General features: G+C 41.6%; 24 protein-coding genes and 1 pseudogene. 18 read left to right on the top strand and 7 right to left on the bottom strand.

From position 1 onward, the window contains the following. Positions 1-88 precede the first annotated feature (88 nt). The 11 genes from E5342_RS00550 to E5342_RS00600 all read left to right on the top strand — a co-directional run bounded on the left by E5342_RS00550 (position 89) and on the right by E5342_RS00600 (position 10,781). Positions 89-1,627 (top strand): patatin-like phospholipase family protein, encoded by a 1,539-nt coding sequence (locus E5342_RS00550; RefSeq protein WP_135958578.1) that lies wholly within the window; start codon positions 89-91, stop codon positions 1,625-1,627. Next, positions 1,615-1,944: a hypothetical protein gene (locus E5342_RS00555; protein WP_135958579.1), complete on the top strand. Its 330-nt coding sequence runs from the start codon at positions 1,615-1,617 to the stop codon at positions 1,942-1,944. The genes E5342_RS00550 and E5342_RS00555 overlap by 13 nt, the downstream gene beginning before the upstream one ends. Continuing rightward, on the top strand, positions 1,916-2,758 hold the full coding sequence (locus E5342_RS00560) for a hypothetical protein (RefSeq protein ID WP_135958580.1): 843 nt from the start codon (positions 1,916-1,918) through the stop codon (positions 2,756-2,758). The genes E5342_RS00555 and E5342_RS00560 overlap by 29 nt, the downstream gene beginning before the upstream one ends. A 31-nt stretch (positions 2,759-2,789) precedes the next feature. Beyond that, positions 2,790-3,959, top strand: a complete 1,170-nt coding sequence (locus tag E5342_RS00565; protein WP_168354432.1) for a Coenzyme F420 hydrogenase/dehydrogenase, beta subunit C-terminal domain — start codon at positions 2,790-2,792, stop codon at positions 3,957-3,959. Continuing rightward, positions 3,959-4,813: a LicD family protein gene (locus E5342_RS00570; RefSeq protein WP_135958582.1), complete on the top strand. Its 855-nt coding sequence runs from the start codon at positions 3,959-3,961 to the stop codon at positions 4,811-4,813. The genes E5342_RS00565 and E5342_RS00570 overlap by 1 nt, the downstream gene beginning before the upstream one ends. Before the next feature lie 9 nt (positions 4,814-4,822). Continuing rightward, a complete protein-coding gene (locus tag E5342_RS00575) occupies positions 4,823-5,233 on the top strand; it encodes an adenylyltransferase/cytidyltransferase family protein (protein WP_135958583.1) in 411 nt (136 codons plus the stop codon). Between the two features lie 9 nt (positions 5,234-5,242). Further along, positions 5,243-6,772: a lipopolysaccharide biosynthesis protein gene (locus E5342_RS00580; RefSeq protein WP_135958584.1), complete on the top strand. Its 1,530-nt coding sequence runs from the start codon at positions 5,243-5,245 to the stop codon at positions 6,770-6,772. A 109-nt stretch (positions 6,773-6,881) separates the two neighbouring features. Further along, positions 6,882-7,853 carry a glycosyltransferase family 2 protein gene (locus E5342_RS00585; RefSeq protein WP_135958585.1) on the top strand — a complete coding sequence of 324 codons (972 nt, stop codon included), beginning with the start codon at positions 6,882-6,884 and terminating at the stop codon, positions 7,851-7,853. Positions 7,854-7,876: 23 nt separating this feature from the next. Next, positions 7,877-9,034 (top strand): EpsG family protein, encoded by a 1,158-nt coding sequence (locus tag E5342_RS20245; protein ID WP_135958586.1) that lies wholly within the window; start codon positions 7,877-7,879, stop codon positions 9,032-9,034. 10 nt (positions 9,035-9,044) lie between these two features. Continuing rightward, a complete protein-coding gene (locus E5342_RS00595) occupies positions 9,045-9,944 on the top strand; it encodes a glycosyltransferase family 2 protein (RefSeq protein ID WP_135958587.1) in 900 nt (299 codons plus the stop codon). A 24-nt stretch (positions 9,945-9,968) separates the two neighbouring features. Next, positions 9,969-10,781 carry a glycosyltransferase family 2 protein gene (locus E5342_RS00600; RefSeq protein WP_008771875.1) on the top strand — a complete coding sequence of 271 codons (813 nt, stop codon included), beginning with the start codon at positions 9,969-9,971 and terminating at the stop codon, positions 10,779-10,781. 44 nt (positions 10,782-10,825) lie between these two features. Here E5342_RS00600 and E5342_RS00605 read toward each other — a convergent pair whose 3' ends face one another. Then, positions 10,826-10,963, bottom strand: a complete 138-nt coding sequence (locus tag E5342_RS00605; protein WP_095231483.1) for a HepT-like ribonuclease domain-containing protein — start codon at positions 10,961-10,963, stop codon at positions 10,826-10,828. A gap of 86 nt (positions 10,964-11,049) precedes the next feature. On the opposite strand from E5342_RS00605, the gene E5342_RS19255 reads away from it, so the two are divergent. From E5342_RS19255 to rho, 6 genes are all read left to right on the top strand, one after another. Then, positions 11,050-11,223: a hypothetical protein gene (locus E5342_RS19255; protein ID WP_005856296.1), complete on the top strand. Its 174-nt coding sequence runs from the start codon at positions 11,050-11,052 to the stop codon at positions 11,221-11,223. 120 nt (positions 11,224-11,343) lie between these two features. After that, positions 11,344-13,101 carry an aspartate--tRNA ligase gene (gene aspS, locus E5342_RS00610; RefSeq protein WP_121734713.1) on the top strand — a complete coding sequence of 586 codons (1,758 nt, stop codon included), beginning with the start codon at positions 11,344-11,346 and terminating at the stop codon, positions 13,099-13,101. Positions 13,102-13,212: 111 nt separating this feature from the next. Then, on the top strand, positions 13,213-14,310 hold the full coding sequence (locus E5342_RS00615; RefSeq protein ID WP_135958588.1) for a Nif3-like dinuclear metal center hexameric protein: 1,098 nt from the start codon (positions 13,213-13,215) through the stop codon (positions 14,308-14,310). A 1-nt stretch (position 14,311) separates the two neighbouring features. Beyond that, a complete protein-coding gene (locus E5342_RS00620; protein WP_121734711.1) occupies positions 14,312-15,076 on the top strand; it encodes a zinc ribbon domain-containing protein in 765 nt (254 codons plus the stop codon). Between the two features lie 73 nt (positions 15,077-15,149). Next, positions 15,150-16,466, top strand: a complete 1,317-nt coding sequence (gene tilS, locus E5342_RS00625; RefSeq protein ID WP_121734710.1) for a tRNA lysidine(34) synthetase TilS — start codon at positions 15,150-15,152, stop codon at positions 16,464-16,466. Positions 16,467-16,667: 201 nt separating this feature from the next. Further along, the gene (rho, locus tag E5342_RS00630) at positions 16,668-18,644 is read left to right on the top strand and encodes a transcription termination factor Rho (RefSeq protein ID WP_135958589.1); all 1,977 of its coding nucleotides are present in this window, start codon (positions 16,668-16,670) and stop codon (positions 18,642-18,644) included. Positions 18,645-18,719: 75 nt separating this feature from the next. Here rho and E5342_RS00635 read toward each other — a convergent pair whose 3' ends face one another. Further along, complete coding sequence (locus tag E5342_RS00635) at positions 18,720-19,997, bottom strand: DEAD/DEAH box helicase (protein ID WP_121734709.1); 1,278 nt, start codon at positions 19,995-19,997, stop codon at positions 18,720-18,722. Between the two features lie 146 nt (positions 19,998-20,143). On the opposite strand from E5342_RS00635, the pseudogene E5342_RS00640 reads away from it, so the two are divergent. Next, positions 20,144-21,334: pseudogene (locus E5342_RS00640) on the top strand (ATP-binding protein); the annotation flags it as partial. 2 nt (positions 21,335-21,336) lie between these two features. Here the strand turns inward: E5342_RS00640 and E5342_RS00645 are convergent. The 5 genes from E5342_RS00645 to E5342_RS19260 all read right to left on the bottom strand — a co-directional run bounded on the left by E5342_RS00645 (position 21,337) and on the right by E5342_RS19260 (position 25,865). After that, positions 21,337-22,161, bottom strand: coding sequence for a transporter substrate-binding domain-containing protein (locus E5342_RS00645; RefSeq protein ID WP_135958590.1), 825 nt, complete (start codon positions 22,159-22,161; stop codon positions 21,337-21,339). Between the two features lie 9 nt (positions 22,162-22,170). Continuing rightward, positions 22,171-24,252 (bottom strand): putative porin, encoded by a 2,082-nt coding sequence (locus tag E5342_RS00650; RefSeq protein ID WP_121734797.1) that lies wholly within the window; start codon positions 24,250-24,252, stop codon positions 22,171-22,173. A gap of 104 nt (positions 24,253-24,356) precedes the next feature. Continuing rightward, positions 24,357-24,899, bottom strand: coding sequence for a 2-oxoacid:acceptor oxidoreductase family protein (locus E5342_RS00655; protein ID WP_121734707.1), 543 nt, complete (start codon positions 24,897-24,899; stop codon positions 24,357-24,359). An 18-nt stretch (positions 24,900-24,917) separates the two neighbouring features. Next, complete coding sequence (locus E5342_RS00660; protein ID WP_135958591.1) at positions 24,918-25,682, bottom strand: thiamine pyrophosphate-dependent enzyme; 765 nt, start codon at positions 25,680-25,682, stop codon at positions 24,918-24,920. A gap of 12 nt (positions 25,683-25,694) precedes the next feature. Further along, entirely contained in the window at positions 25,695-25,865 is a 171-nt protein-coding gene (locus E5342_RS19260; protein ID WP_168354433.1) for a hypothetical protein, read from the bottom strand. Position 25,866: the final 1 nt, after the last annotated feature.

Consider the following 25,866-nt stretch of genomic DNA (forward strand, 5'->3'; position numbering starts at 1 on the left):
CAGCCTTGTATAACCGCCTTATTCAAGACTGGATGAAGTCCTTATACAGGGTTGGATGATGGGATTAGATAAAATTAGGTTCGTGTAGATGTTTCAAAATACGTTCAACATATTAGCTTTATCCGGAGGAGGAATAAAGGGTATCTTCCAAGCTGCATTTTTGAAATTGTTGGAGGAAAGGTATGAATTTCCTTTATATGATGTGTTTGATCTGGTGGCCGGTACCTCTACTGGCTCTATAGTGGGGGCTGCGTTGGCTTGTGGCATCAGAATGGAAAAGGTTGTTGACCTCTATAAAAAGGATGGAAATGCGATTTTTAGGGGGAAACATTTGAAGTATATAAGACATTCCTGGTATTCCAGTGAGAATCTACAGAAGAAATTGTCTTTGACTTTTGGAGATACTTGTCTGAATGAGGCAAAAACAAAGCTTCTCATCCCTTCGACAAGCCTGGAGAATTACAAGCATAATATATTCACTCAGGACAGTAACACCTCTATGGTGGATGCTTTGATGTCAAGTGCTGCTGCCCCGTTTTATTTTGATGCTTATCGGGCTTCGAGCAATGTGGATCATTATTTCTTGGATGGAGGGTTGTGGGCTAATAATCCTACATTACTTTCTGTTTTGTATTGCGTGAATGAGTTGGATATACCTGTTGATAGGATACGGGTCTTGTCGCTTGGAACCCAATGTATTCCTCCGGGAGAACAGGCAAGGCAATATAATTCCTTGAGGACATTTAACCCGTCAAAGATAAAGAACGTGATAAGTGCTATGTTTAATTCCTCTGAATCATTTTCCAAAGAATATTCGGAAGACCTGATTCACTCAAAGAACATCATACATATCAATCCGTCGGACTCTGTCCGTTCAGAAATAGAATTGGATGAGGTGAGTAAGGCTATAGATGAACTTCCGGGGATCGCTGACACTGTCTTTAAGGAGAAAATATCGGTCGTTCTTGATTTATTGGGTTATGAGGGGCGTTGTGCTTGTTCTCTTAAGCGTAAGGATTTTATAAAGGAAGAAGCCATATTGAGAAGTGGATTGGCGGACTTTGTTCCTACAAGGAAAAACTATCGGGAGAGCGACAAGGATTCTAGTATAGAGAGCTATTTATTTAAGGCGACCTCTTCCATAAGAATAATGAGTGTTTCTCTGAGTAACGCTATTCTTTATCATGATCTTGAAAGGGTATTGGAATCCTTATTGAAGAAAAACAAAGAATTGGAACTGAAAATCTCGTTATTGAATCCGGATAATCCCAGTTTGATAAAAGTGATGGCTCCTATATTGGATCTACCAGAGGAAACTTTACGGTCAAATATAAGGAAGTCCGCAGAGTCCCTTTTCAGACTGTGTAAAAATAACAAGAAAATTCAGATCTATCTGCATAATACAATTCCTTTTGGAACCGTGATAGCCGTGGATGAAAAAAAGGCTACAGGCTCCATAATCTTGGAGACCAAGCCCTATAAGACCGCCATAACGACAAGTTTCTCTTGTAAGTTGTTGAATTCAGAGAACTCAGTCTTGTTCAAGAATATTATGGCGGGGTGCCATAATATAGAGAAGGAATCAAAAAAAATGAATAAGAAAATATTATCCAAATGGAAAGGTTAAAGTATATCCGTAAAGTGTGTTTTTCGGAAGGCGTTGAGATGCTGATATTTAAGGCTATTAGATCATTCAAGTTATCAGATATAAGATTTGAGTTTAATGTGTTATGGACTCGAGATCTGATTCGTTTGCCAAACATGAAAATTGGTGAAGGTGATTTTATTTGGATCACGAATATGAAGGATGAAGCCTTGGAGGATATTATAAGCTGCGGGAATACTTCAAGGACAAATACGATCGTATTACAATTTGATGATATTCAAATTATCAATGATTTAAGCTCTTGTGTAAATGTTGAAGAATCCGTTCTCGTTTTATGATTTCTTGGGATATCTTTTCCCGGGTTTACTGTGCGTCATGTTGGTGAAGGTGGTCTATTCCGTAGAAGGGCCTGTGACGATACAAGCTCTTTATTCGAAAGGTATAGAAGGATCCATCGCTTGGAATGATACGATCCCTTATACGGTCTTGGCTTATGTGGCGGGACATTTTATCTCTTACTTTTCCTCATTGACAGTAGAACCGTTCTTGATCTGGAGTTATGGATATCCCTCCGTATTTCTGCTGAACGACAATCATGATAAGAGTTTTTTTGATGTAAATGATCAATTAGGAAAGTGTTGGACGAATTTCTGGAAAGGTTTGGTCTGTGTATTTATTTTTCCGATCGCTTTTGCCTCTCTTCTCTTTGGAAAATGGTTGAAGTTTCGTGTCTATGTTTTGAAGCCATTGGATGGCTATTTGAAAGAATCAATAAGGAAGAAGATGAGATTATTGTCGGAATATTTGTCCTTATCTCCTATCGATGAGAATAAAGATATCCATCGGATTATTATGCATTATTGCTACGAGAATTACAAAAATCATATTCCTAAATACGACAATTACGTGGCTCTTTATGGATTTTTAAGGAGTCTTAGCTTCTTGTTCAGTAGTCTGTTTATCTACTGCCTTTGGATAGAAGTGTTGACCATAGATATACATTCGGATATAGACTGGCCTGCTATATGCGTATTGGCTCTTCTTTTTTGTGCGACATATGTTTTTTATCTAGGTTTCGTGAAATTTTACCGACGTTATACGCTCGAAAACTTGATGAGTATTACGGTTGATCCTAATTTGAAGGGAGAATGATTGTTTGTGATTTAAATTAATAATGATATTGATGATTCAAGTAGGAAAAGACTGTACTGGTTGTGCCGCATGTATCGACATCTGTCCCAAAGGATGTATCCGCATGGAGGAAGACGATAGGTTGGGACATATTTATCCGGTGGTGGATAAAGAGTCCTGCGTGGATTGCCACCTGTGTGAGAATGTGTGTCCGGTTGACAACGCAGAATTTATCTCTCCCGATTACGTAAAGGCATACGTAGGGAAAGGATCCGCGGAGGAAGTATTTAGTAGTGCCTCTGGTGGTGGATTAGCGATTCTTTCGAGAAGTCTTATTGATAAAGGTTTCGTGGTGTATGGAGTCCGGTATGATCATGACCTAAGTGTGATACACGATAGGGCGACCACGGTTGAGGAATGCGAGGCCTTCCGGAAATCCAAATACGTGCAAAGTGATACCAACCATTGTTATAGGCGTATCGGCGAGGATCTGAAACAAGGACGCAAGGTCTTCTTTACCGGTGTCTCTTGTCAATGCGCTGCGTTGATGAACTTCCTTCGTCAGCGACATATACCCACGGATAATCTTTTGACAGCGAATATTCTTTGTCACGGGGTTCCTTCCCCAAAAATGTTCGAATCCTATCGGGAGGAACAAAAACAACTTTTCGGGAGAAAAACGATCGGATTTCAGTTCAAAAACAAAAGGGCTTTTAAAGGTGAGATCAACTCACGAACCGCTTACATCGAATATGAGGACGGAAGTTCTAGGATCGTGGGCATAAAGGAGGATCCGTTTCTCTCATTTTATTATCATCGTATAGGCTATAGGCCTTCGTGTGGGTCTTGTAGGTTCACGACGAAGCAACGCGTTTCGGATTTCACGTTCGCGGATGCTTGGAATTACGATAAGGTTGATCCATCCTACGATCCTTTGTCTGGCGTCTCATTGATCCTTGTCAATACGGATAAGGCATCCCTTTATTTTGAGGATGTGAGGGACGCGTTGAACGTGAAATCTATATCTAAAGAATGGGCGTTGAATAGCCAAGGGCTCTTTAATCACCCCACCTCGCTTCATCCTCGTGATGAGGAGTTCTATGCCTTGTTCGAGGAATTGGGTTTTAGCGGAGCCGTTTTCAAACTGACCAAACTCTCCTTGTTCAAGAGAGTAAAAAGAAAGGTTTATGCGTTGATTAATAACGTAATGAATACACAATAATGGAAAATCAAGATTATTTGCGAAAATTACATGGGGAGATTCTTCGTATCATGGATGAGATCCATCGTATCTGTACGAGAAACGGTCTTCGATATTATTTGGTAGGAGGAACACTGCTAGGAGCTGTCCGGCATCAAGGATTCATCCCTTGGGATGATGATTTGGATATTGCGATGCCAAGGGTGGATTTCGATAGATTTATCCGTATTGCGGAAAAGGAGCTTGGACCTGAATTCTATCTGAATTGGATAACGACGAATCCTAACTACTGGCTTTTCTTCCCCAAGGTTTGTTTGCGAAATACGACGTTTGATGAGGGTGTCATAAAAAGTGATAGGCCGATGGGGATATTTATAGATGTTTTCCCTTTGGATTTATCTCCCGCTTATTCTCCCGGCATGGAAGTTTTGAAGAGGCGGATTCAACGGCTTAGCTATTTATATTTAGCGAGAGGAGCGAAGGAGGTAAAGACTTTAAGGTTGTGTCTTTATAAGATGGCCTCCTTTTTTATATCTAATGAAAATTGTTTTAAATGGCAGAGAAGAGTGGCGCTTTCCGTATGTGAAAAAGGAAAATCGCATTACGCAAATTTTGGTTCTCAATATGCGTTGAGGAAACAGACGATGCCCGTTGAGTGGTATGGCGAGGGTGTTACCGTATCTTTTGAGGGCAAAGAATATAATGCGCCGACAGAGTATCAGAAGGTTTTGAGATCTATTTATGGGGAGAACTATATGCTATTACCTCCTTTAGAGAAGAGAAGAAGCCATTATCCGGAAAGGGTAGTTTTCTCGGATCAAACGGAACTCATTTTTGAGAAAGCGCCGCATCGGGTTACGGTTGAAGAACAATAATAATCGATTATGATAATAGGTTATACGACAGGTGTATTCGATATGTTTCATATCGGGCATCTCAATATCCTTCGCCGGGCGAAGGAGAAGTGTGATTATTTGATAGTGGGGGTTAGTACGGACGAATTGGTCCAGTCTTATAAGCATAAGACTCCCATCATTCCCTTTGAGCAAAGATGCGCCATTGTAAAGGCGATTAGGTATGTGGATGAGGTGGTTCCCCAGGTATCGATGGATAAATTGGCATTCTTGAAAGAGCGTCATTTTGATGTCATGTTCCATGGGGATGAGTGGAAGGGAACAGAACTCTACAATCGATATGAAGAGGAATTCTCGAACTATGAGGCACGTATAGAGTATTTATCTCATACGGAAGGGATAAGCAGCAGCTCTCTTCGGAAGAAGTTAAGGAAGGAATGAGATAAAAGCATGGAGAAAACAGAAAGCATTAATAAACGAATCGCAAAAAATACCTTATATCTCTATGTCCGTATGGCTTTCGTGTTGGGTATTGGCCTATTTACGACGAGAGTCCTTTTGCATACATTGGGAATAACGGACTATGGGATTTATAATGTGGTGGGTGGAGTTGTCTCATTTATGGCATTTTTGCGGACATCCATGGCGCATGGCTTTCAGCGTTTTTTTAATATAGAGCTAGGCAAAGGAGACTTAGAAAAGTTCTTGAGGTTATTCTCTGTATCGGTAGGGGTACAATTGATAGTCGGGGTTGTTTTTCTATTTTTCTCTGAGACTGTGGGACTATGGTTTGTTAATACCCAACTAGCGATACCGGAGGATCGAATATTTGCGGCCAATATCGTATATCAAAGTGCTATATGTGTGTTTCTTCTTACACTGATCGCATCACCTTGCGAGGCTATCATTATCGCTTATGAGGAGATGCGGATTATGGCAGGTATAAGTGTCATAGATGCTATTTTAAAACTGGCGATCGCATATATGATAATAGTGGGAGAAGACAAGTTGATCTTGTACTCTTCCTTGACCATCGTGGTTCAGCTTATCTCAGTCTTATTATATCTGCGTTATTCTTTGCGCTTGAATAAAAGCTTGGTTTTTAGACCTGCTTTTGATAAGGATTTGCAAAAGAGATTGATGAGCTTTAGCGGGTGGAACCTGTTTGGCTCGTTGTCTCATGCGGGGGAGGGAGCCGGGGTTAATCTTTTGCTTGGTATGTTTTTCTCGCCATCCATTAATGCCGCACGAGGTGTGGCTTTTCAGGTAAAGGCGGGAGTAACCTCGTTCTTTCAAAATTTCCAGGTTGCGGCTCGTCCACAGGTCATGAGGTTTTACGCCCAAGATAACATATCAGAGATGCTTTCCTTGACTAATCAGATATCGAAATTTTCCTTTATGCTTTTGTGGATGATAAATTTGCCCTTTTTGTTTACAGCCGACTATTTTATTGCTTTATGGTTAGGAGAGGGAATGCCTTCGTATGCTCCGATTTTCACGAATATCACGTTTTTGACAGTAATGATAGAATGCTTTTCCGGTCCTATAGGCACCTTGGTTCATGCCACGGGGCGGATGCGTAATTATCAGGTGATAGCGAGTTCGGTTATTATGTTGATAGTACCGATCTCGTACATCATGCTCAAGTGTGGAGGAAGTCCAGAAAGTGTGTTTTATTGTGGTTTGTTTTTGGCGCCTATCGTACAAGTAACAAGGATTATCTTAGTGAAAAGATTGTTGCCGTTTTCGGTCGGTAGATATATAAAGGAGGTGATGAAACCTTGCGCATTGGTATTATTGGTCTCTATCGTACCTTCTTATTATATTGATAGATATGTCCAGATGCATCCAATAGCATTATCCTTTGTTCTTTTTATTATTGCTTGTGTCTCTGTTTTTTTATTAGGTTGTACGAAGGGAGAAAGGGGTATGGTTTTACGGAAAGCAAGAGGAGAATGCTTTTGTCTGAAAAAACTTTAATGGCTGTGAGGATTTAATAGATGATAATTTTAAAAGCGTATTGTTTAAAGGAAAATCAACTTTTCTTGGTTAAGTAATTTAGAAGAAAATCAATTCTTATGGTGATAATATGTTGAAAGTTTCGATTATTATTCCGGTTTATAATGTGGCTCCCTATATTGAGGATTGTCTGAATTCTGTATTGAGCCAAACTTATCCAAATATAGAGTGTATTATTGTAGATGATTGTGGGCAAGATGATTCCATGCGTATTGTGAAATCTATCCTGACAGTTAAATCGCCTAGTCTGGAGGTCCGGATTGTGACTCATGAGGCCAATAAAGGTTTGTCAGAGGCTAGAAACAGTGGTATCCGAGAAGCTACGGGTGATTATCTATACTTTTTGGATAGTGATGATTATATAGCGGAAGATGCCATAGAGCGTATGGTTACGATGTTGGAGAAACATGCGGTAGATTTTGTGGTTGGGGATATCGCAACTTTCGGAGAGGATTCAGAACAGAAGGATTACCTACGTATGGAATCAGGCTATTTGTTCGGAAATAAAAAGATATCCCATTCATATTCGGAATCTCTGTGGTATATGATGGCTTGGAACAAGATGGTCTCTCGTTCATTTCTTTTGAAGAATGAAGTTTTTTTTGCCCCCAATATATATCATGAGGATGAATTATGGTCATTCAAATTAGCATTAGTCGCTAATTCTATGGCTGTTTGTAATAGGGTTACTTATTTCTATCGAATTCGGAAAAATGGTTCAATCATGAGTAATTTGACAATGAAACATGTGGAAGATATGCTTTTTATTTTTGACACCTGTTTGTCATTAAGCGAAAAGTATCATCGAGCATGTATTTACTCAAAGTTAAGAACATTTTATCTTACTTTGATATGTAATGGGTATAGACTAAATGACAAAGCATATGCGAGTGAGCTGTTACAATGTTTAGGGCGGAAGCATAAACGCTTTTTTTATCGAATAAATCTTCTATCTTGCTCTTGGAAGAATAAGGTTAAATATGTTCTATGCCTTATGCCGATCCGGATTTTATATGCCATGGCTAGAATATTACCTTTTTAAATCATATAATGGTACTATAAAGTATGATTGAGTCTTATTTTCTGTATTTATCATTGATTACTTTTTTATTCGTGTATTTTGGGCTGAGTAATGAATTTTCTTCTCTTTTTGCTTCTTCTATAGGTTATAGATCTGTATCTTTCAATACTTTCAGGAAAAAAACAAAATTGGTGTATGCAATTCCTATTATGGTATTGTCGTTAGTCCTAGGTTTAAGATATAATATAGGGACAGATTATCTTGCTTATGAAGAAATATATGACACTCAAAATGCTGACTTGTTATGGAATATATTGAATGAAAGAATAGAACCTTTATATCAAATTGTAAACCATATACCTTTTTTGTTCGGTTTACCTTATTATTGCATGAGTATATTGGTATGTTTTATTATGTTTTCTTTGTTTTATATTTCTCTTGATAAAGATAGAGATATGGTCAAATGGTATAGTGTGACTTTGTTAATTTCGGGTACGCTGTTTTCTTTTCTTAACATACAACGTCATGCAATGGCCTTTTGTATATTTTTGTTCTCTATCCGATATATTTATAATAGATCGTTGTTTAAATTTTTGATTTGTATATTGATAGCGATGGGATTCCATTATTCGTCCTTCATCTTATTGCCGTGTTATTTGTTAGGTGTGAAACGTAAGATTCTTATTGATGATTGGCGGATTCAATGTATGCTATGTGTGTTGGTGATTTTTCTGTCCAAACCTATATTATCGTACATGTTTGACCTTATTATAAATTATGCTCCCCGAGGCTATGCAGGGTATGGAGAACAAGTATTTTCCAAGGAAACAGGGCTCAGTGAACAAAGCCTCTTTTTAAATTTTGTAACTACATTGATTATTGCCATATCCTCTAAATATCTCCTCCATAGGCATACCGATGAAATTTTTGTCGTGTATTACAGATTATATTTTATGGGAATGCTGTTTACGGCTATATTCGCTAATTCTATATTGCTCTCTCGATTGATCTATCCGTTAGTAAGCTTGAATTTTATCGTTTATGCTTATATGTACAGATATGTCTTTCATCATATTAGGAAATGTAATTTAGTGATGATGGCGTGTTCGTTCACTATCTTTTTTATTACAAATATTACATTTCTGCTTTATATATGGAACTCCGTGCATAAATGTTCTCCTTTCCAGTTCGTAAATCTTTAAAAATAATAATATGGAAGTTACCATATCGGTTATTGTACCGGTTTATAACTCAGAACTTTTTTTGGATAGATGTCTATCTTCTGTTTTATCTCAGACATTTGTGGATTTCGAGGTGTTACTTATCAACGATGGCAGTACCGATAGCTCTGTTACTATTTGTGAACGATATGAGAAAGAGGATTCTAGAATACGTTTTTTTAATCGTTCTAATCATGGGGTAAGCGCTACTAGACAGTTTGGTATAGACCATTGTAGAGGAAAGTATTGCATACAGATCGACTCTGATGATTGGATAGATAAAGATTGCTTTGAAAAACTGATAAGTAAGGCGAAGTCTACTCAAGCGGATATAGTTTATATGGGATTAGTTAAAGAATTCGAGGATAGATCCGAGCCTGTAAGGATGTATAGAGCAAATGATATAGAGGATTATTTGTCTGCTGTAATGTGTGGAAAATGTTGGGGGGCTATAGTTAATAAACTTGTTTTGACAGATCTGTTTAGAATTAATGAAATTGTTTTTCCTGAAAATGTTTGTATGTGGGAAGATTCTATATTTTTAATTAAATGCTTGATGTGTGCTAAAAGTATAATGTTTTGTGAAGGAATATATTATCATTATACACAATACAATAGTAAATCTCTTTGTTCCACTATTTTTAGTTATGATGTACCTGCTCATATGATAGCAGCAGTCTCAGACTTGGATAGGTTTGTAGAGTCTATAGGGAAATCTAATAAATATAGAAATAAATTAGCGGTACTCAAACAGTTTGCAAAACAGAAATTGTTATTAGATCCTCATTTTAGGAATATAAGTGAATGGTTTTTAATATTCCCTGAGTCAAATAAATACTTTGTTCCTTTTGTGTTTTGTGCATTGCAAAGGAAAATATTCTCTTATTATTAATAATAAATTACATATATACTTTTTATGTTATTTTCCGTATTACTTTCTTTATATCATAAAGAGAGCCCACTATTTTTACGTCAAAGTCTGACCAGTATCTTCACGCAAACGCTATTGCCTATAGAAGTTGTCTTGGTGGAAGATGGTCCTTTGACGGATGAGCTGTATGCGGTCATAAAAGAATTCACAAGCCAGCATCCTGAGTTAAAAGTGATTTCTTTGCCCACCAACCAAGGTCTCGGCAAGGCTCTGAACGAGGGGTTGAAGCATTGTTCGTATGACCTTGTGGCCCGTATGGACACGGATGATATCGCTAAGCCGGATCGTTTTGAGAAGCAATTGGCGATATTTCGGGAACATCCGGAAATTGATGTAGTGGGGGCTTGGATCGATGAGTTTGAAGGAGAGGTATCGAATGTGCTTTCCGTGCGGAAAGTACCGGAATGGCATGAAGATATCTTGAGGTTTTCCAAAGGAAGATGCCCGGTGAATCATCCGGTAGTGATGTTTCGGAAGTCGGCCGTGCTAAAGGCTGAAGGATATAAGCATTTTCCTTTGTTCGAGGATTATTATCTGTGGGTACGGATGCTGATGAATGGTGCCCGGTTCTATAATATACAAGAGAGCCTGCTCTTTTTCCGCTTTTCGCCGGATATGTTTCGGCGGCGGGGAGGATGGCGGTATGCTGTAACGGAAGTGAGGTTGCAGACGCTGTTTTACAAGATGGGTTTTATCGGCTTTTTCTCCTTGCTAAAGAATGTCTGTATTCGCTTAGTGACCCGTCTTCTCCCTAATGGCTTGCGTTCGTTGCTCTATAAGAGGCTCATCCGGGGGTAAATAGCTTTTTGTCCTCATCCGCAGTATCGCTCACGGAAGGTGTCTCAAATATCAAATAACATTTTATCAATAGTCATTTTTATGGCTGGCAGATTATTTTTCATCACATCAAACACTATAACAGCGTCTATATCGAAATAATGATGTGCTATAATGTCTCGCATTCCCATAACTCCTTCCATGTTCACGGACAATGTCGCTATCGCTATAAACCATTGGCAGTACTTGCTTGTTTAATAGCCATTATTACGTTAATAAAATAGAGAATATGAGAACAAATGATTCAAAAACATCCGTAGACTCTAAATTGGAGGAGATGGAGGAAAAGTATCCTGTAGAGCAAATCGCTGTTAAAAATGAGAAGAAAATAACGGCCAAGGATGTAAAGGAGGCTGTGAAAGAGATTAATCCCGATACGGACAGCTTGGGTAGCAGAGGATAAAACGTATTTTAATTTGCTTAAAAGAATAATTATTAAGATTTATAGTATTATCTTTGTGGTTGCGGTTTGTAATAAACCGAGGTATAAAGATTGGTAAATCTAGCAAATTAAATAATAAAGATGTATAGAACAAGAACTTGTGGCGACTTGCGCCTTGCGGATGAAGGTCTGGTGGTTACACTGGCCGGTTGGGTGCAGAAAACCCGCAAAATGGGAGGAATGACATTTGTCGATATCCGCGACCGTTATGGTATTACTCAGTTGGTATTTAATCAGGAGGTTGATGCAGCTCTTTGCGAAAAGGCAAATAAGTTGGGCCGTGAATTCGTGATTCAGGTTACGGGTACGGTTCGTGAGCGTTCCAGCAAGAATGCGCATATCCCGACAGGTGATATTGAGTTGATCGTTTCTGAATTAAATGTCCTGAACACTGCGCTTACCCCTCCGTTCACGATCGAGGAGGAGACAGATGGCGGTGATGACTTGCGTATGAAATATCGTTATCTGGACTTGCGTCGTGCCCCAGTTCGTAAGAATCTGGAACTTCGTCATAGAATGGCGTTCGAGGTTCGCCGCTATTTGGATGAGCAAGGTTTCTTGGAGGTAGAGACTCCGGTTCTTGTAAATTCTACCCCGGAGGGTGCCCGTGACTTCGTGGTTCCTTCCCGTATGAACCCGGGACAGTTCTACGCTTTGCCTCAGTCTCCACAGACCTTGAAGCAATTGTTGATGGTTTCCGGTTTCGACCGTTATTTCCAGATCGTAAAATGTTTCCGTGACGAGGATTTGCGTGCGGATCGCCAGCCGGAGTTCACGCAGATCGACTGTGAGATGAGCTTCGTGGAGCAAGAGGATGTCTTGAATATGTTCGAGGGCATGGCGAAACATTTGTTTAAGGTAATCCGTGGTGTCGAGTTCAAGGAGTCGTTTATGCGTATGACTTGGCAAGATGCTATGAAACAATATGGTAGCGATAAACCGGATTTGCGTTTCGGCATGAAGTTCGTCGAGTTGATGGACATCATGAAAGGCCATGGTTTCTCCGTATTCGATAACGCCGCTTACATAGGGGGTATCTGTGCGGAAGGTGCTGCAAGCTATACCCGTAAACAACTGGATGCGCTGACTGAATTCGTGAAACGTCCGCAGGTAGGTGCTAAAGGTTTGGTTTACGCCCGTGTGGAAGCGGATGGTAACGTGAAATCAAGCGTAGATAAATTCTATAGCCAAGAGGTTCTTCAAGAAATGAAGAATGCGTTCGGTGCTAAACCGGGTGATTTGATTTTAATCCTTTCTGGCGACGATGCGATGAAGACTCGTAAGCAACTTTGCGAGTTGCGTTTAGAGATGGGTAATCAATTAGGTCTTCGTGACAAGGATAAGTTCGTTTGCTTGTGGGTAATCGACTTCCCGCTGTTCGAATGGAACGAGGACGATCAACGTTTCTACGCTATGCACCATCCGTTTACCTCTCCGAATCCGGATGATATACCGTTGTTGGATACGGATCCGGGTGCTGTTCGTGCGAATGCGTATGATATGGTTATCAATGGTGTTGAAGTGGGTGGTGGTTCTATCCGTATCCACGACAGCCAATTGCAGGATAAGATGTTCAAGCTGTTAGGATTCACTGAAGAAAGAGCGCAAGAGCAATTCGGTTTCTTGATGAATGCGTTTAAGTATGGAGCGCCTCCTCATGGAGGTTTGGCTTATGGCTTGGATCGTTTCGTGTCTTTGTTCGCCGGTTTGGATTCTATCCGCGACTGTATCGCTTTCCCGAAGAACAATTCCGGACGAGATGTTATGCTTGATGCTCCGGGCGTTTTGGATCCGGCCCAGTTGGATGAACTGAATTTGATCGTTGATATCAAGAAATAATCCAATCTGAAATTCCATTCGAATGGGAATCTTATTCCATCCGAATGGAATTTTCTTTTCTTTCTAAAGGAATTTTCTTTTCTCCCGAACATAAATCAAAGGATATTTAGCATGGTAAAGGTTAAAGATATATTGAGAGAAATTGAGCATTATGCCCCGCTTCCGCTTCAAGAAGGTTTTGATAATGCGGGTGTGCAAGTTGGCGACGTGAATCAGTATGCGACGGGGGTGTTGCTATGCCTAGATGTTACCGAGGAGGTGCTCGATGAAGCGATCGAGATGGGATGCAACCTGATCATCTCCCATCATCCTTTGGCCTTTAAGTCGTTTAAGTCGTTGACGGGTTCCAATTATATTGAGCGTTGCATGATGAAGGCATGTAAGTATGACTTGGTGATTTATGCCGCCCATACCAATTTGGACAATGCTGTAGGAGGCGTGAACTACCGTTTGGCGGAGTTGATAGGCTTGCAAAATGTACGGATCTTGAGTCCTCAGAAGGGCGCTTTGTTAAAGCTGGTGACATTTGTCCCGGAGATTTATGCCGAGGTCATGCGGAATACTTTGTTCAATGCCGGTGCGGGAAGTATCGGGAACTATGACGCTTGTAGTTATAATTTACACGGCGAGGGAACATTCCGTGCCAATATGGGATGCAATCCGTTTTGTGGTGAGATCGGCGAGTTGCATGTAGAGAAAGAGGTGCGTATCGAGATGATCCTTCCGGCATTCAAGAAGACGGCGGTGACCCGTGCCTTGTTATCCGTTCATCCGTATGAGGAGCCGGCTTTTGATTTCTATCCGTTGTCGAACACCTGGGAACAGGCAGGTTCCGGTGTAGTGGGAGAGTTGCTTGCCGAGGAGGATGAGTTGAGTTTCTTGTTGCGAATCAAGACCCTGTTTGACGTTGGTTGCGTGAAGCATTCTCCATTTACGGGTAAGCCTATCCGAGAGGTTGCTATTTGCGGAGGCAGCGGCGCTTCCTTGATCAAGGACGCTATTGCGTATGGAGCCGATGTCATTATAACGGGGGAGGCGAAGTACAACGATTTTTATGATGTGGAGGATCAGATTTTACTGGCGGTTATCGGTCATTATGAATCGGAAATCTGTACAAAAGACATATTTTATAACATAATATCGAAAAAATTCCCTACCTTTGCAGTACATTTTTCGAATGTTAATTCAAACCCAGTAAAATATTTATAGAATGGCTACAGATAAACAATCAGCTGAAAAGGAATATACGGTTGAAGAAAAGCTTTCTACGCTGTATCAACTTCAGACGATGATGACTGAAATTGATAAGATCAAGACCCTTCGTGGTGAGCTTCCTCTGGAGGTTCAAGACTTGGAGGACGAGATCGTAGGACTGGAAACACGTCTCCAGAACTATCAAGCGGAGATCAAGGAGTTTGAGGCTTCTGTTGTTGAGCAAAAGCATAAGATCACAGAATCTGCCACATTGATAGATCGCTATAAGGCACAATTGGATAATGTGCGTAATAACCGGGAGTTTGATAACCTGTCTAAGGAGATCGAGTTCCAAGGTTTGGAAATTGAGTTCTCAGAGAAAAAAATCCGTGAATTCGGAGAGGCGGTAGACTCCAAGAAAAAAGATATCGCAGAATTGACTGAGAAGTTAGAAGGCCGTAAAGCTGACTTGGTTCAGAAAAAGAGTGAGTTGGAACAGATTATTTCCGAGACAAAGCAGGATGAGGAGAAACTTCGTGAGAAAGCGAAGAAATTGGAGGCCACTATCGAACCTCGTTTGTTGACCGCTTTCAAGCGTATCCGTAAAGGTGCTCGTAACGGTTTGGCTGTTGTTTATGTGCAACGTGGCGCTTGTGGTGGTTGCTTTAATAAGATCCCGCCTCAGAAGCAATTGGATATCAAGTTGCGTAAAAAAATTATTGTTTGCGAATACTGTGGTCGTATTATGATCGACCCGGAATTAGCAGGTGTAGAAGATTAATTCAAAAGATCTGTAAGTAATGGCTCTAGCTAAAACCGGCTAGGGCCATTATTATTTTTAATACAAAGGCATTATGATACATACGATACGTTTATATATAGAGAAGTACCGGCTGTTATCCGAAGATGGTCCGGTTTTGGTCGGATTGAGCGGTGGGGCCGATTCAGTGGCTTTGTTGGGTGTATTGGTGCGTTTGGGATATTCGTGTATAGCACTTCATTGTAACTTTCATTTACGCGGGGAGGAGTCGGATCGGGACGAGGCATTCGCCTGCGAGTTTGCGGGGGCTTTGGAAGTACCCTTTCATAAGGTAGATTTCGATACGATCTCTTATGCGGGAGAGAAACATCTCTCGATAGAGATGGCTGCCCGTGAATTGCGCTATGCTTGGTTTGAGGAGATGCGGGAGCGGTTGGGAGGGCAGGCGATTGCCGTTGCCCATCATCGGGACGATAGCGTGGAGACAGTCTTGATGAATTTGGTACGGGGTACGGGAGTTCGGGGGATGAGCGGGATTCGTCCGAGGAATGGTTTCATCGTCCGTCCTTTGCTATGCGTAAGCCGTGAGGATATCTTGGCTTGGCTAGCGGATCAAGACTACGCCTATATAACGGATAGTACGAATTTATCGGATGCTTATACCCGTAATTTCATCCGTTTAAATGTGTTGCCGCTTTTGGAGGAAATAAATCCATCGGTTCGGAATACCATCGCACGTTCTGCTGAGCATATTTCTGCTGCCGAGACTATATATATATATGTATTGGAGCAAGCCCGGAAAAAGGTTATCGTATCGCATGATCGTCTTTCTATTGAGGCGTTGATGTGGTTTCCGGCTCCGGAGACGATTTTATATGAGCTATTAAAAGAATATGGTTTTACCCGTCTGGTCTCGGACGATGTTTTCGCTGCCTTGACTAAGGAGCCTGGTAAGCTGTTTTACTCTTCCACGCATCGTTTGCTGAAGGATCGTGATTATTTATGGATTACTCCTTTAGAGAAAAAGGAAGAGCGAACTTTTGTTTTAGATCCGGAAAAGGGTATTAATCACGAACCTGTTGAACTATCTTTCCGTAAACTTGTTATAACTATAGATTTCCCTATCGAAAAGAATAAGCGAATCGCTTATTTGGATTATGATAAACTCGATTTCCCTTTAACATTGCGGACTTGGAAAGAAGGCGATTGGTTTATTCCCTTCGGAATGAAAGGACGTAAGAAGTTGAGTGACTATTTTTCCGATCATAAATTTAGCCGGATTGAGAAGGAGCGCACATGGCTTCTTTGTAGTGGCGACGCTATAGTTTGGGTGGTAGGAGAAAGGATTGATAATCGTTTTCGTATAGGCGAATCAACAAAACGTGTGCTAATTGTGAATTTTTTTGGCTAAATCCTCGTTTATTGTAAAATTATTCTTACATTTGCGAAGATTTACTCCGCAGATATGTTACTAATGGTTCAAATTAGCTGAACAATCCGGTTATTACATGAAAATTTTAATTTAATAAAGATACAATGATACCATTGGGCATACATCGTGTTTGTATATGTGATCCGTATGTATGTGCCATTTATATTATTACTTCGCAATATGCAGAAATATAACATTCTAGAACTAAATGAAAAACTTCTTCCCGAACTTCAAAGTATTGCGGAAGAGTTGGGAATAAAAAAAGTTAGCAGCTTAAAGAAAGAAGAGTTGGTTTATCGGATTCTTGATGAGCAGGCGATCTCCTATGCCGGCATTCAGGCTGAAAAGATGAAAGAGAAAGAGGCTAAGAAGCCTGCTGAGGGTCGTAAGAGAGGCCGTCCGGCTAAAGCTGCTTCTCCTAAAGTAGCGAAGGCTGAGACTGCTGAAGCTACAGAGAGTACCCAACAGGCTCAGGAAAAGTCAGTGGCTGCTCCGGCTGATAAGAAAGAGCAAAAAGAGCAACCTGAACGTAAGAAAAGAGTCCGTATCGAGAAAAGGGAAAAGGTAGCCGGTGCTATTGCTCCTTCCGAGGATAACAAGGAAGTGGTGGTTTCAAAAGAGCCGCAAACGATCTCTACGGTAATGGAAATCCCGATCGTGGAAACTCCGGCGGTAATAGAAAACCCGGTGGAGAAACCGTTGTTGCCCCCTGTTGTGGCAGAATTTAAAACGGAAGAAGAAACCGCTTTGCCGGAAAATACGACTTCGGTAGAGGTAGCGGGAGAAACAACTTCACCACAAGCGACGGAAGAAGAGCCTAAGCGCATTGTATTCCGCCATCCGGACGCTAAATCCGTATTGGATCAGATTTTTCCGTTCTCCGCTCCGAAACCCGAGGCAAACAAGCCTCAACCTGAGGCCGCTCCCCAGCAGAATAATCCTCGACAGAACAATCGACAGAATAATCATAATAACAACCGTAATAACGCTAATAACAACCAGCAAGCTCAAGAGAAAATGTATGAGTTTGATGGTATCCTTACAGGAACCGGCGTGTTGGAGATGATGCAAGATGGTTACGGTTTCCTTCGTTCTTCCGATTATAACTATTTGACTTCACCGGATGATATTTATGTCTCTCAATCTCAGATCAAGTTATTTGGACTGAAAACGGGTGACGTGGTAGAAGGTTCGATCCGTCCGCCGAAGGAAGGTGAGAAGTATTTCCCGTTGGTAAAAGTGGATAAGATCAATGGTCGTACGCCGGAAGAGGTTCGCGACCGTGTTCCTTTCGATCATTTGACCCCGTTATTCCCGGATGAGAAATTTATGCTTACGGCACGTAAATCACCGAAAGTATACGATAATATCGCTGTACGCGTGGTTGATTTATTCTCCCCGATCGGAAAAGGGCAACGTGGTTTGATCGTCGCTCAACCGAAAACCGGTAAGACGATGTTATTGAAAGATATTGCGAACGCTATCGCTTACAACCATCCCGAGGTTTATATGATTATATTATTGATCGACGAACGTCCGGAGGAGGTTACAGATATGGCTCGTAGCGTGGATGCGGAAGTGATCGCTTCTACATTCGACGAACCGGCTGAACGCCACGTGAAAATCGCTGAGATCGTATTGAACAAGGCGAAGCGAATGGTAGAATGTGGTCATGATGTCGTGATTCTTTTGGACTCGATCACTCGTTTGGCTCGTGCTTATAATACGGTACAACCGGCTTCAGGAAAGGTACTTTCCGGTGGTGTTGACGCAAATGCGTTGCAGAAGCCGAAACGTTTCTTTGGTGCCGCCCGTAATATTGAGAACGGCGGTAGCCTTACGATTCTAGCCACTGCTCTTACGGAGACTGGCTCTAAGATGGACGACGTGATCTTCGAGGAATTTAAGGGTACGGGTAACATGGAGTTGCAATTGGATCGTAAATTATCCAATAAACGTATCTATCCAGCTGTGGATATCACGGCTTCCAGTACTCGCCGTGATGATTTATTGCAGGATGAGAGTACTTTAAACCGTATGTGGATTTTACGCAAATATTTATCAGACATGAACTCTATGGAGGCTATGGAATTTGTTAAGCAACGGATGGAACAAACCGTTGATAATATGGAATTCTTGGCATCCATGAACGGTTGATAATATCCTATAAAAAACACTATACTTTTGTGTTCAAGACAATATTGTTTTAATTCCAAAAGTATAGTGTTTTTATTACGTCTTTTTAGGTCTTCCACGGTGTCCTATATTCCGTTTCTGTGGGCTCGAGGATGATCCTTTATCCCCGCCTTTGCGAGGCCGCCCTCTGCCTCTTTTATTCATACCGTATTTTTCTGGCTCATACAAGGGTACTTCCCCGAATTCCGGACTGATCGGTATCTTGTAAACCTTTTTTTCTAAGAAATCCTCTATACGCTTGAATTGTGGTTGTTCATCAACTGATACGAAAGTAATCGCTAATCCTTCCCCATTCGTACCCCGTGCCGTACGTCCGATTCGGTGTACGTAATCCTCTGGATCATGTGGGATATCGAAGTTCACGACCAACTTGATGTCATTGATATCGATTCCACGTGCCACTACATCCGTAGCCACGAGGATATCGGTATGTCCGCTCTTGAATTCTTTCATGACTTCCTCCCTTTGGGATTGCTCCAAATCCGAGTGCATGGCAGCTACATTGAACTTTAATCTTTTTAAGGTAGACGCTAATTCTTTCACCTTCATTTTAGAAGAGGAGAAGATTATTACCCGTTGAGGGCGGCTTTGAGTGAAGAGATCTTGTAGAATCTTGAGTTTTTGTGAATCGTAGCAGATATATGCGGTTTGCATGATAGATTCGGGCGGGCGTGAGATAGCGATCTTGACTTCTTCTGGATCTTTTAGGATGGTTTTAGCCAACGTCCGTATTTTAGGTGGCATGGTAGCCGAGAACATGATCGTCTGGCAATAGGGGGGCATTTGTTTATGAACTTGCATGATGTCATCATAAAAACCCATATCTAGCATGCGGTCTGCCTCGTCTAAGACGAAGAAAGACACTTTAGACAAATCGACAGTACCTAATTTAATATGGGACAATAAACGCCCCGGGGTAGCGATCACGATATCCGCCCCCATCTCTAAACCTCTCTTTTGTTGTTCCCAAGCGATTCCATCGGTACCTCCATACACGGCGACTGCGGATATGGAAGGTATAAAATAAGTGAATCCTTGAATTTGTTGGTCTATTTGTTGAGCCAATTCCCGGGTCGGTGCCATAATGACCGCATTCACCGCATCTATCGGATGACAACCTTTGCTTAGTTCATTAATAACTGGCAAAACATACGCCGCCGTTTTACCGGTTCCGGTCTGTGCGCAAGCGATGATGTCTTTACCTTCTAAAATGACAGGAATCGTTAACTCTTGGACTGGAGTCGCTTCGTTAAAATTCATGTCATAAAGCCCGTCTAATACGGCATCTTCCAAATCTAATTCATCAAATCTCATCTTTTTACATTCAAATTCTCGGTAAAGATAAAGATTATTTAGAAATGTTATGCAATAGCTAGTTTTCTCTTTGGTGATAAATAGAAAAATAATACCTTTATCCCCGAGTTATACTCTAAAAACGAAAGAATAAATATGAATAGTCCGCTAAATATCCTATTTCCTTGAATAATGGTAAGCCGCTTATCTTGGCTTTATGGAGAGATATAACTTCCGAGTTGGCTACGGAAAATACTTTGAGAAGAACCTGGATCTTGACGAAAATGGCATTGCGGATAAGTGATATACGTACATGCTCGGTTTTCATCGATCCGTATAGTACCCATAATTTCAAGGATTCCGTTGTGACCTTGAACGATTGGAATGCCATGTCGGAAAATATGATAGAGGTGCTGTGGGGACAGTTTGTCAGTCGAGCGCATCCGGATGATCAGGAACATTATTATAGTGTGTTTACCCGTCTTTGTAGAGGGGAGATATCCGAGGCAAGGATCGAGGTCCGTATGCTATTCCCGGTAAGAAGGAATATGCTTGGAGAGAGAGATTCGCTACCGTGTATGAATGGGACGAGAAAGGAAGACCTTCTTATCCTTGGATGCTCAACGAATATTCAGGAACGGAAGAATCAAGAACTAAGTCTTGAGGAGGCAAAGGTGAAGACCGAGGCCGCTGATAAGATGAAATCGAAATATTTGGCGGATATGAGCCACGAGATCCGGACTCCTTTGAATGCGATTACCGGTTTCTCAGAGTTGATGGCTTTTGCTGATACGGATGAGGAACGTATGTCGTACTACGACGTGATCAAGATGAATAATCAATTGTTGATGCAATTGATCAACGATATTTTGGATATCTCGAAGATCGAGGTGGATGCGATAAAGATCACATATGAGCAATTAGATGTCAGTGAATTGATGGATACGATTTATGTTTCTGCCAAGCTGCAGGTTCCGGAAGGAGTTAAGTTGGTTTTGGAGAAAGGGGCTGACCACCATATGTTTGGTACGGATAGCATGCGCCTGTTGCAGTTGATCAATAATTTTGTGAACAACGCTATTAAGAACACGAAAGAAGGTAATATCACGATGGGATATACCATTCAACCGAATAATCCCTTACGTTTTTACGTAAGGGATACGGGTATTGGCATCGATAAGGAAAAATTGAAAGATGTTTTCGGTCGTTTTGTGCATGTAAATGACTATATGGAAGGTATCGGATTAGGACTGGCTATCTGTAAAGGGTTGGTTGTGAAGATGGGAGGTTCGATACATGTTACTTCCGAATTAGGGATGGGTTCGGAGTTCTCCTTTATTTTGCCGTCTCATGAATAGCACTATTTGTAATAGCGTTTATAGATTTGATCGTGTAATCCACTGTCTTTGATTTGCTGCAGCCAACTATTTAGGCTATCCAGTAGGATAGGGGAGTCTTTACGGATTGCCCACGATTGCAATTGGGTAAAACTGACATCCGTCAGGATATCGACTTCTGGTAAGTTTTTCTGGGTCATGCGGGCGATTTGCTGGTCGCATACGGCGTAATCAATGTCGCCTTTGGCTACCATGATCATAAGCTGCTCGGTAGAATATAACTCATCTTCCACCACGTAGATCGTATCACCTATCTCGTGTCCCAGATTTTGCAGGCGCAATAAGGCTGGGGAATCTTTCGGTATGTATAAGGTCTTTTGAGCTAAATCCAATTGGTTGCGGATAGGAGGTTGTCCATTGTTCGCCTCTGCCGTACGCTGTACCAAGACTTGTCTGTTGAGAACGATCGGTTCGGTAAACAGGTAGTTTTCCCGCATCTCGGAGGTGATGGGGATGTTTCTTGCGAGTACATCGCCTTTGTTGTCTGATAATTCCTTGAAGCTTTTCGCTAAACTCATTTCCAAATGTGTCTGAACTTCCAATCCGGATAATTTAGCGATCGCTTGGCTAAGCTCGTATTGAAAACCTTGCACCGTATCGCCGGATACGAAATACCCGGATTGGTTGTATTCGGTTATCATCCGGAGAATTCCTTCTTCCTTGATTTCCGGATAATCACGAGGCCCGATTTCTTGAGGATGTTGGCTGAATTTCCAAAGCTGTATCATTGTCACTACAGCGACAATCAATAGACAAGCATATAGGATAAGCAATTTCTTAGCTTTCATGGCAATCGACTAATTGTTGAAAGTCACGGAGACTCCCATCTTCAAAACCATCGGATCCAACGGATAATGCGCAAGAGAGAAGTAATTCGGATCAACGAACTTAGAGCCTAGATTATATGCCATGATGAAGAAGCGAGCTTGCTTCAAATGCAAATTCGCATAAGCGTTGATCAACGGATAATTACCTACCTTCACTTTCTTGTCTCCTTCCTGTACTTGGAACTGCTGGGTAGCCGGCTCATAATAAGGAGCATAATAAGCGGTGTTGTAGTATACGTTTGCGCCAATCTGTACGGTTAATACTTTCGCCAACTTAAACGCTAGATATATATTAGAGTATGCGCTGATATCCGGTAACGGGAGTTGAGACTTCTCGCTAGAAAGCTGATAGGCCACCTCATTCTCCCATCCGAACGCACGATACATGATATCTTGCTTGATACGGGCTGAGACAACTTGGATGTTCTTATTGCTTTGCTCCGGCAAACCTTTACCGTTGAAAAATACATAATGCTGGATACTTTCCACTCCTCCGGATAACTGGGTACGGGTGGATTCCAAGTTGATTTTCGCTCCGGCGTAAATCCTTTGTACATTTTTCAATGATAGATCCCACCAATAGTAACGCCCATGATGGTGACGTTGGTAAAACGCCGGGGTGATGTTCTTGATGTATCCTTCCGCCTTGATCGTAGCGTCTTTCTTAAAAAGTTTGAATTTTGTTTGCAGGTCTCCGCTCACTCGGACCTCTCCGGCGTCACTTCCCGCAAGCCCTAATTCTCCACGGATATTATAGGTAAGCAGGCTACCACGGCGTTTGGATAATTCTCCGCCGATGTAGGTAGTAAACTCATCATATACTTCGGAAGTATGGAAATTTAATGTACTCGGCTCAGAGCTTCCACGACCATCCGGACCGTAATCCAGTCCGGGAACTTGGGATGCCAATCTAAACCGACGTTTCTCGAAAGTAACGAAGGCAGTCAGCCCGAACTTAGCCCAATCTTGGAAACCTTCCCTCAAGGCCAACGCAAAAGTATTCTTTAAATTCCAAGAGGAAGTCTGGTCATTCAAAGATGCGTCCATGCCATAAAGATGAGCGTAACAAGTATCGATCCCAACATCGTTAGAGATAAAGCGTCTGCGGTTATCCTCATAATCGATGGTATGGATAATACTGGAAACCGGAATGAATACCTCTTTTACGTTCCCTTCCTCATCAGTTTCTTCCAATTCCTTGGTAAAACCGAGGTTATATCTCTGTGTCAGGAAATACTGTTTTCCGCGGACACGATTCCATGTGTCTGTGTAGCGGACAGGATATGATTTGCTATCAATATTTCTTTGATTCTTGGCTAAGTCATCAGGATTCGTGATATATTGGTCATTTGTAAGTCCACCATTTTCGTAATTCACGAAGTTGAAATTGCTTAAATAAGCGTTTAATTTGTAGCGGTCAGTGATATAACTACCAAAAATGCGATAACTTAATAATTTATTACCGTTGGAGTTATAATATCCGCGACTATAAATATAATCCATCTCACCTCCGACATTGATCTTCTTGCCAAAATTTATGGTCAGTACCCCTTTCAGGCGATCCATCTTATTCTGACTGGCTCCTCCTGTCGTATAAGTTACTTGGGTATAGGGTACTTTGGTATCGTAGAAATAAGCGTTTGTCGGGGTCGTGATATAATAATCATAGGCATCGGCGAAGATGAAATCACGTTCCTCCTTACGTTCGTTAAAAATACGGGTTTGCGCTGGCGATCCCACATTTGCCAAATACCCAACGGCCAATGAGTTCGCCTCCATCAACGTACTATTCCCTAAATTTAATCGATTGGTATCCATGGGAGCGATATAACGTTCTCCCAAGAGAGGCGTGAGCCAATAACCGGTAATTCGTTTTGATTTCAGTGCCGCGCTATCTGTTTGTAGCAAACTATCCGGTATTTCTTTGTTTGAGGATGATAAATTAGATAACGAGAATCCATTGCGTCCTCCCCGGTTCCCGGAACGTCTTTGCGCATATGTGGAAGCCACCGTTCCTGTCAGAAAAAGTAATATGTATAGATAATACTTCATGGGTTGCAAAGATATAACAAAAAATAATGTACCAATTATAAAATATGCCAATATGCCAATCGGAAAACTTAATTAGCATATCGGCACATTAATGAATGAGCTTCTTATATTTTCTGTATAATCTCCATTCCTTTCTTAATGGCAGCCTCGTTCATTGGCAACAAATGATGGTGACGCTCAGGTAAGGATTTCTTCAATCCTAACATGACGTTTTCCAATTGAACCATCGGGACGATTTTAAGCAACCCTCCTAAGATCAACATATTGAAAGCCTTCTCATTTTTCATTTCGGTAGCGGCGTCCATGGCATCTACCCGATATACGTTAATATCTGTACGTTTTGCCGGCGTATGAATACCGTAACCATCGTAAATCAAAATACCACCCGGTTTCACCTTGTTCTCGAACTTATCCATGGAAGGTTGGTTCAAAATAATAGCGATATCATATTCATTCAATACGGGTGAGCTGATACGCTCGTCGTTCAAGATAACGGTTACGTTGGCCGTACCGCCACGTTGCTCAGGTCCGTATGAAGGCATCCAGCTAACCTCCTTGCCTTCCATCAAACCGGAATAGGCCAAGATCTTACCCATAGACAATACACCTTGTCCACCGAAACCTGCTATAATTATTTCTTGTTTCATTGTCGTTTACCGTATTACTTATTCAACATTCTTTAAGTCGCCCAGCGGGTAAAAGGGGAACATGTTTGCTTCCATCCATTTATTGGCTTTTTCCGGAGTCATCTTCCAGCCGGATGAGCAAGTGGAGACGAACTCTACTACAGAAGTACCCTTACCGGCCATAGCATTTTCGAAAGCCTTACGAAGCATCTTTTTTGCTTTCCGTACGGCTACGGCCGTTTGTACGCTTTGGCGTGTTACCAAGCAAGTTCCTTCCAATTGGGCTAATAAATCACTGATCTTCAACGGGTAACCATTCAAGGCGATGTTACGTCCGTAAGGACAGGTAGCCGTGGGCATACCTTCCAATGTAGTCGGAGCCATCTGTCCGCCGGTCATACCATAGATTGCGTTATTTACGAATACGATCACGATATTCTCGCCACGGTTGGCGGCATGAATCGTCTCGGCCGTACCGATAGCCGCCAAGTCACCATCTCCTTGATACGTGAATACCATCTTCTCCGGATTCAAGCGTTTAACGGCGGAAGCGATAGCTGGCGCACGTCCGTGGGCTGCCTCGATCCAGTCGATGTCCAAATAGTTATATGCGAATACGGCACATCCCACGGGGGAGATACCTATTGTCTTATCTTCCAGACCCATATCGGCTATAACCTCGGCGATTAGCTTATGTATCACACCGTGGCTGCAACCGGGGCAATAGTGCATGGGATTTTCATTCATCAATCTGGGCTTTTCATACACCAGATTTTCCGGTTTAATTATATCGTTGAGTTCCATAATCTTTAATCATTAATGTATATATCTTAAGACATATTGTACTAGCCGCAATACGATCGCCGCCCCACCGCAATACAAGAATACGGTCTTATCGCTAACTGCGAAGTAACATACCACGGCTGCTATGGCCAGTAGCATGAAAAAAAGCGTCAATATCTCGTCTGCTTTACTTCCTCGTGTCATA

Origin of the sequence: Parabacteroides distasonis, from assembly GCF_004793765.1 — a bacterium.
Lineage (GTDB): Bacteria > Bacteroidota > Bacteroidia > Bacteroidales > Tannerellaceae > Parabacteroides > Parabacteroides distasonis_A.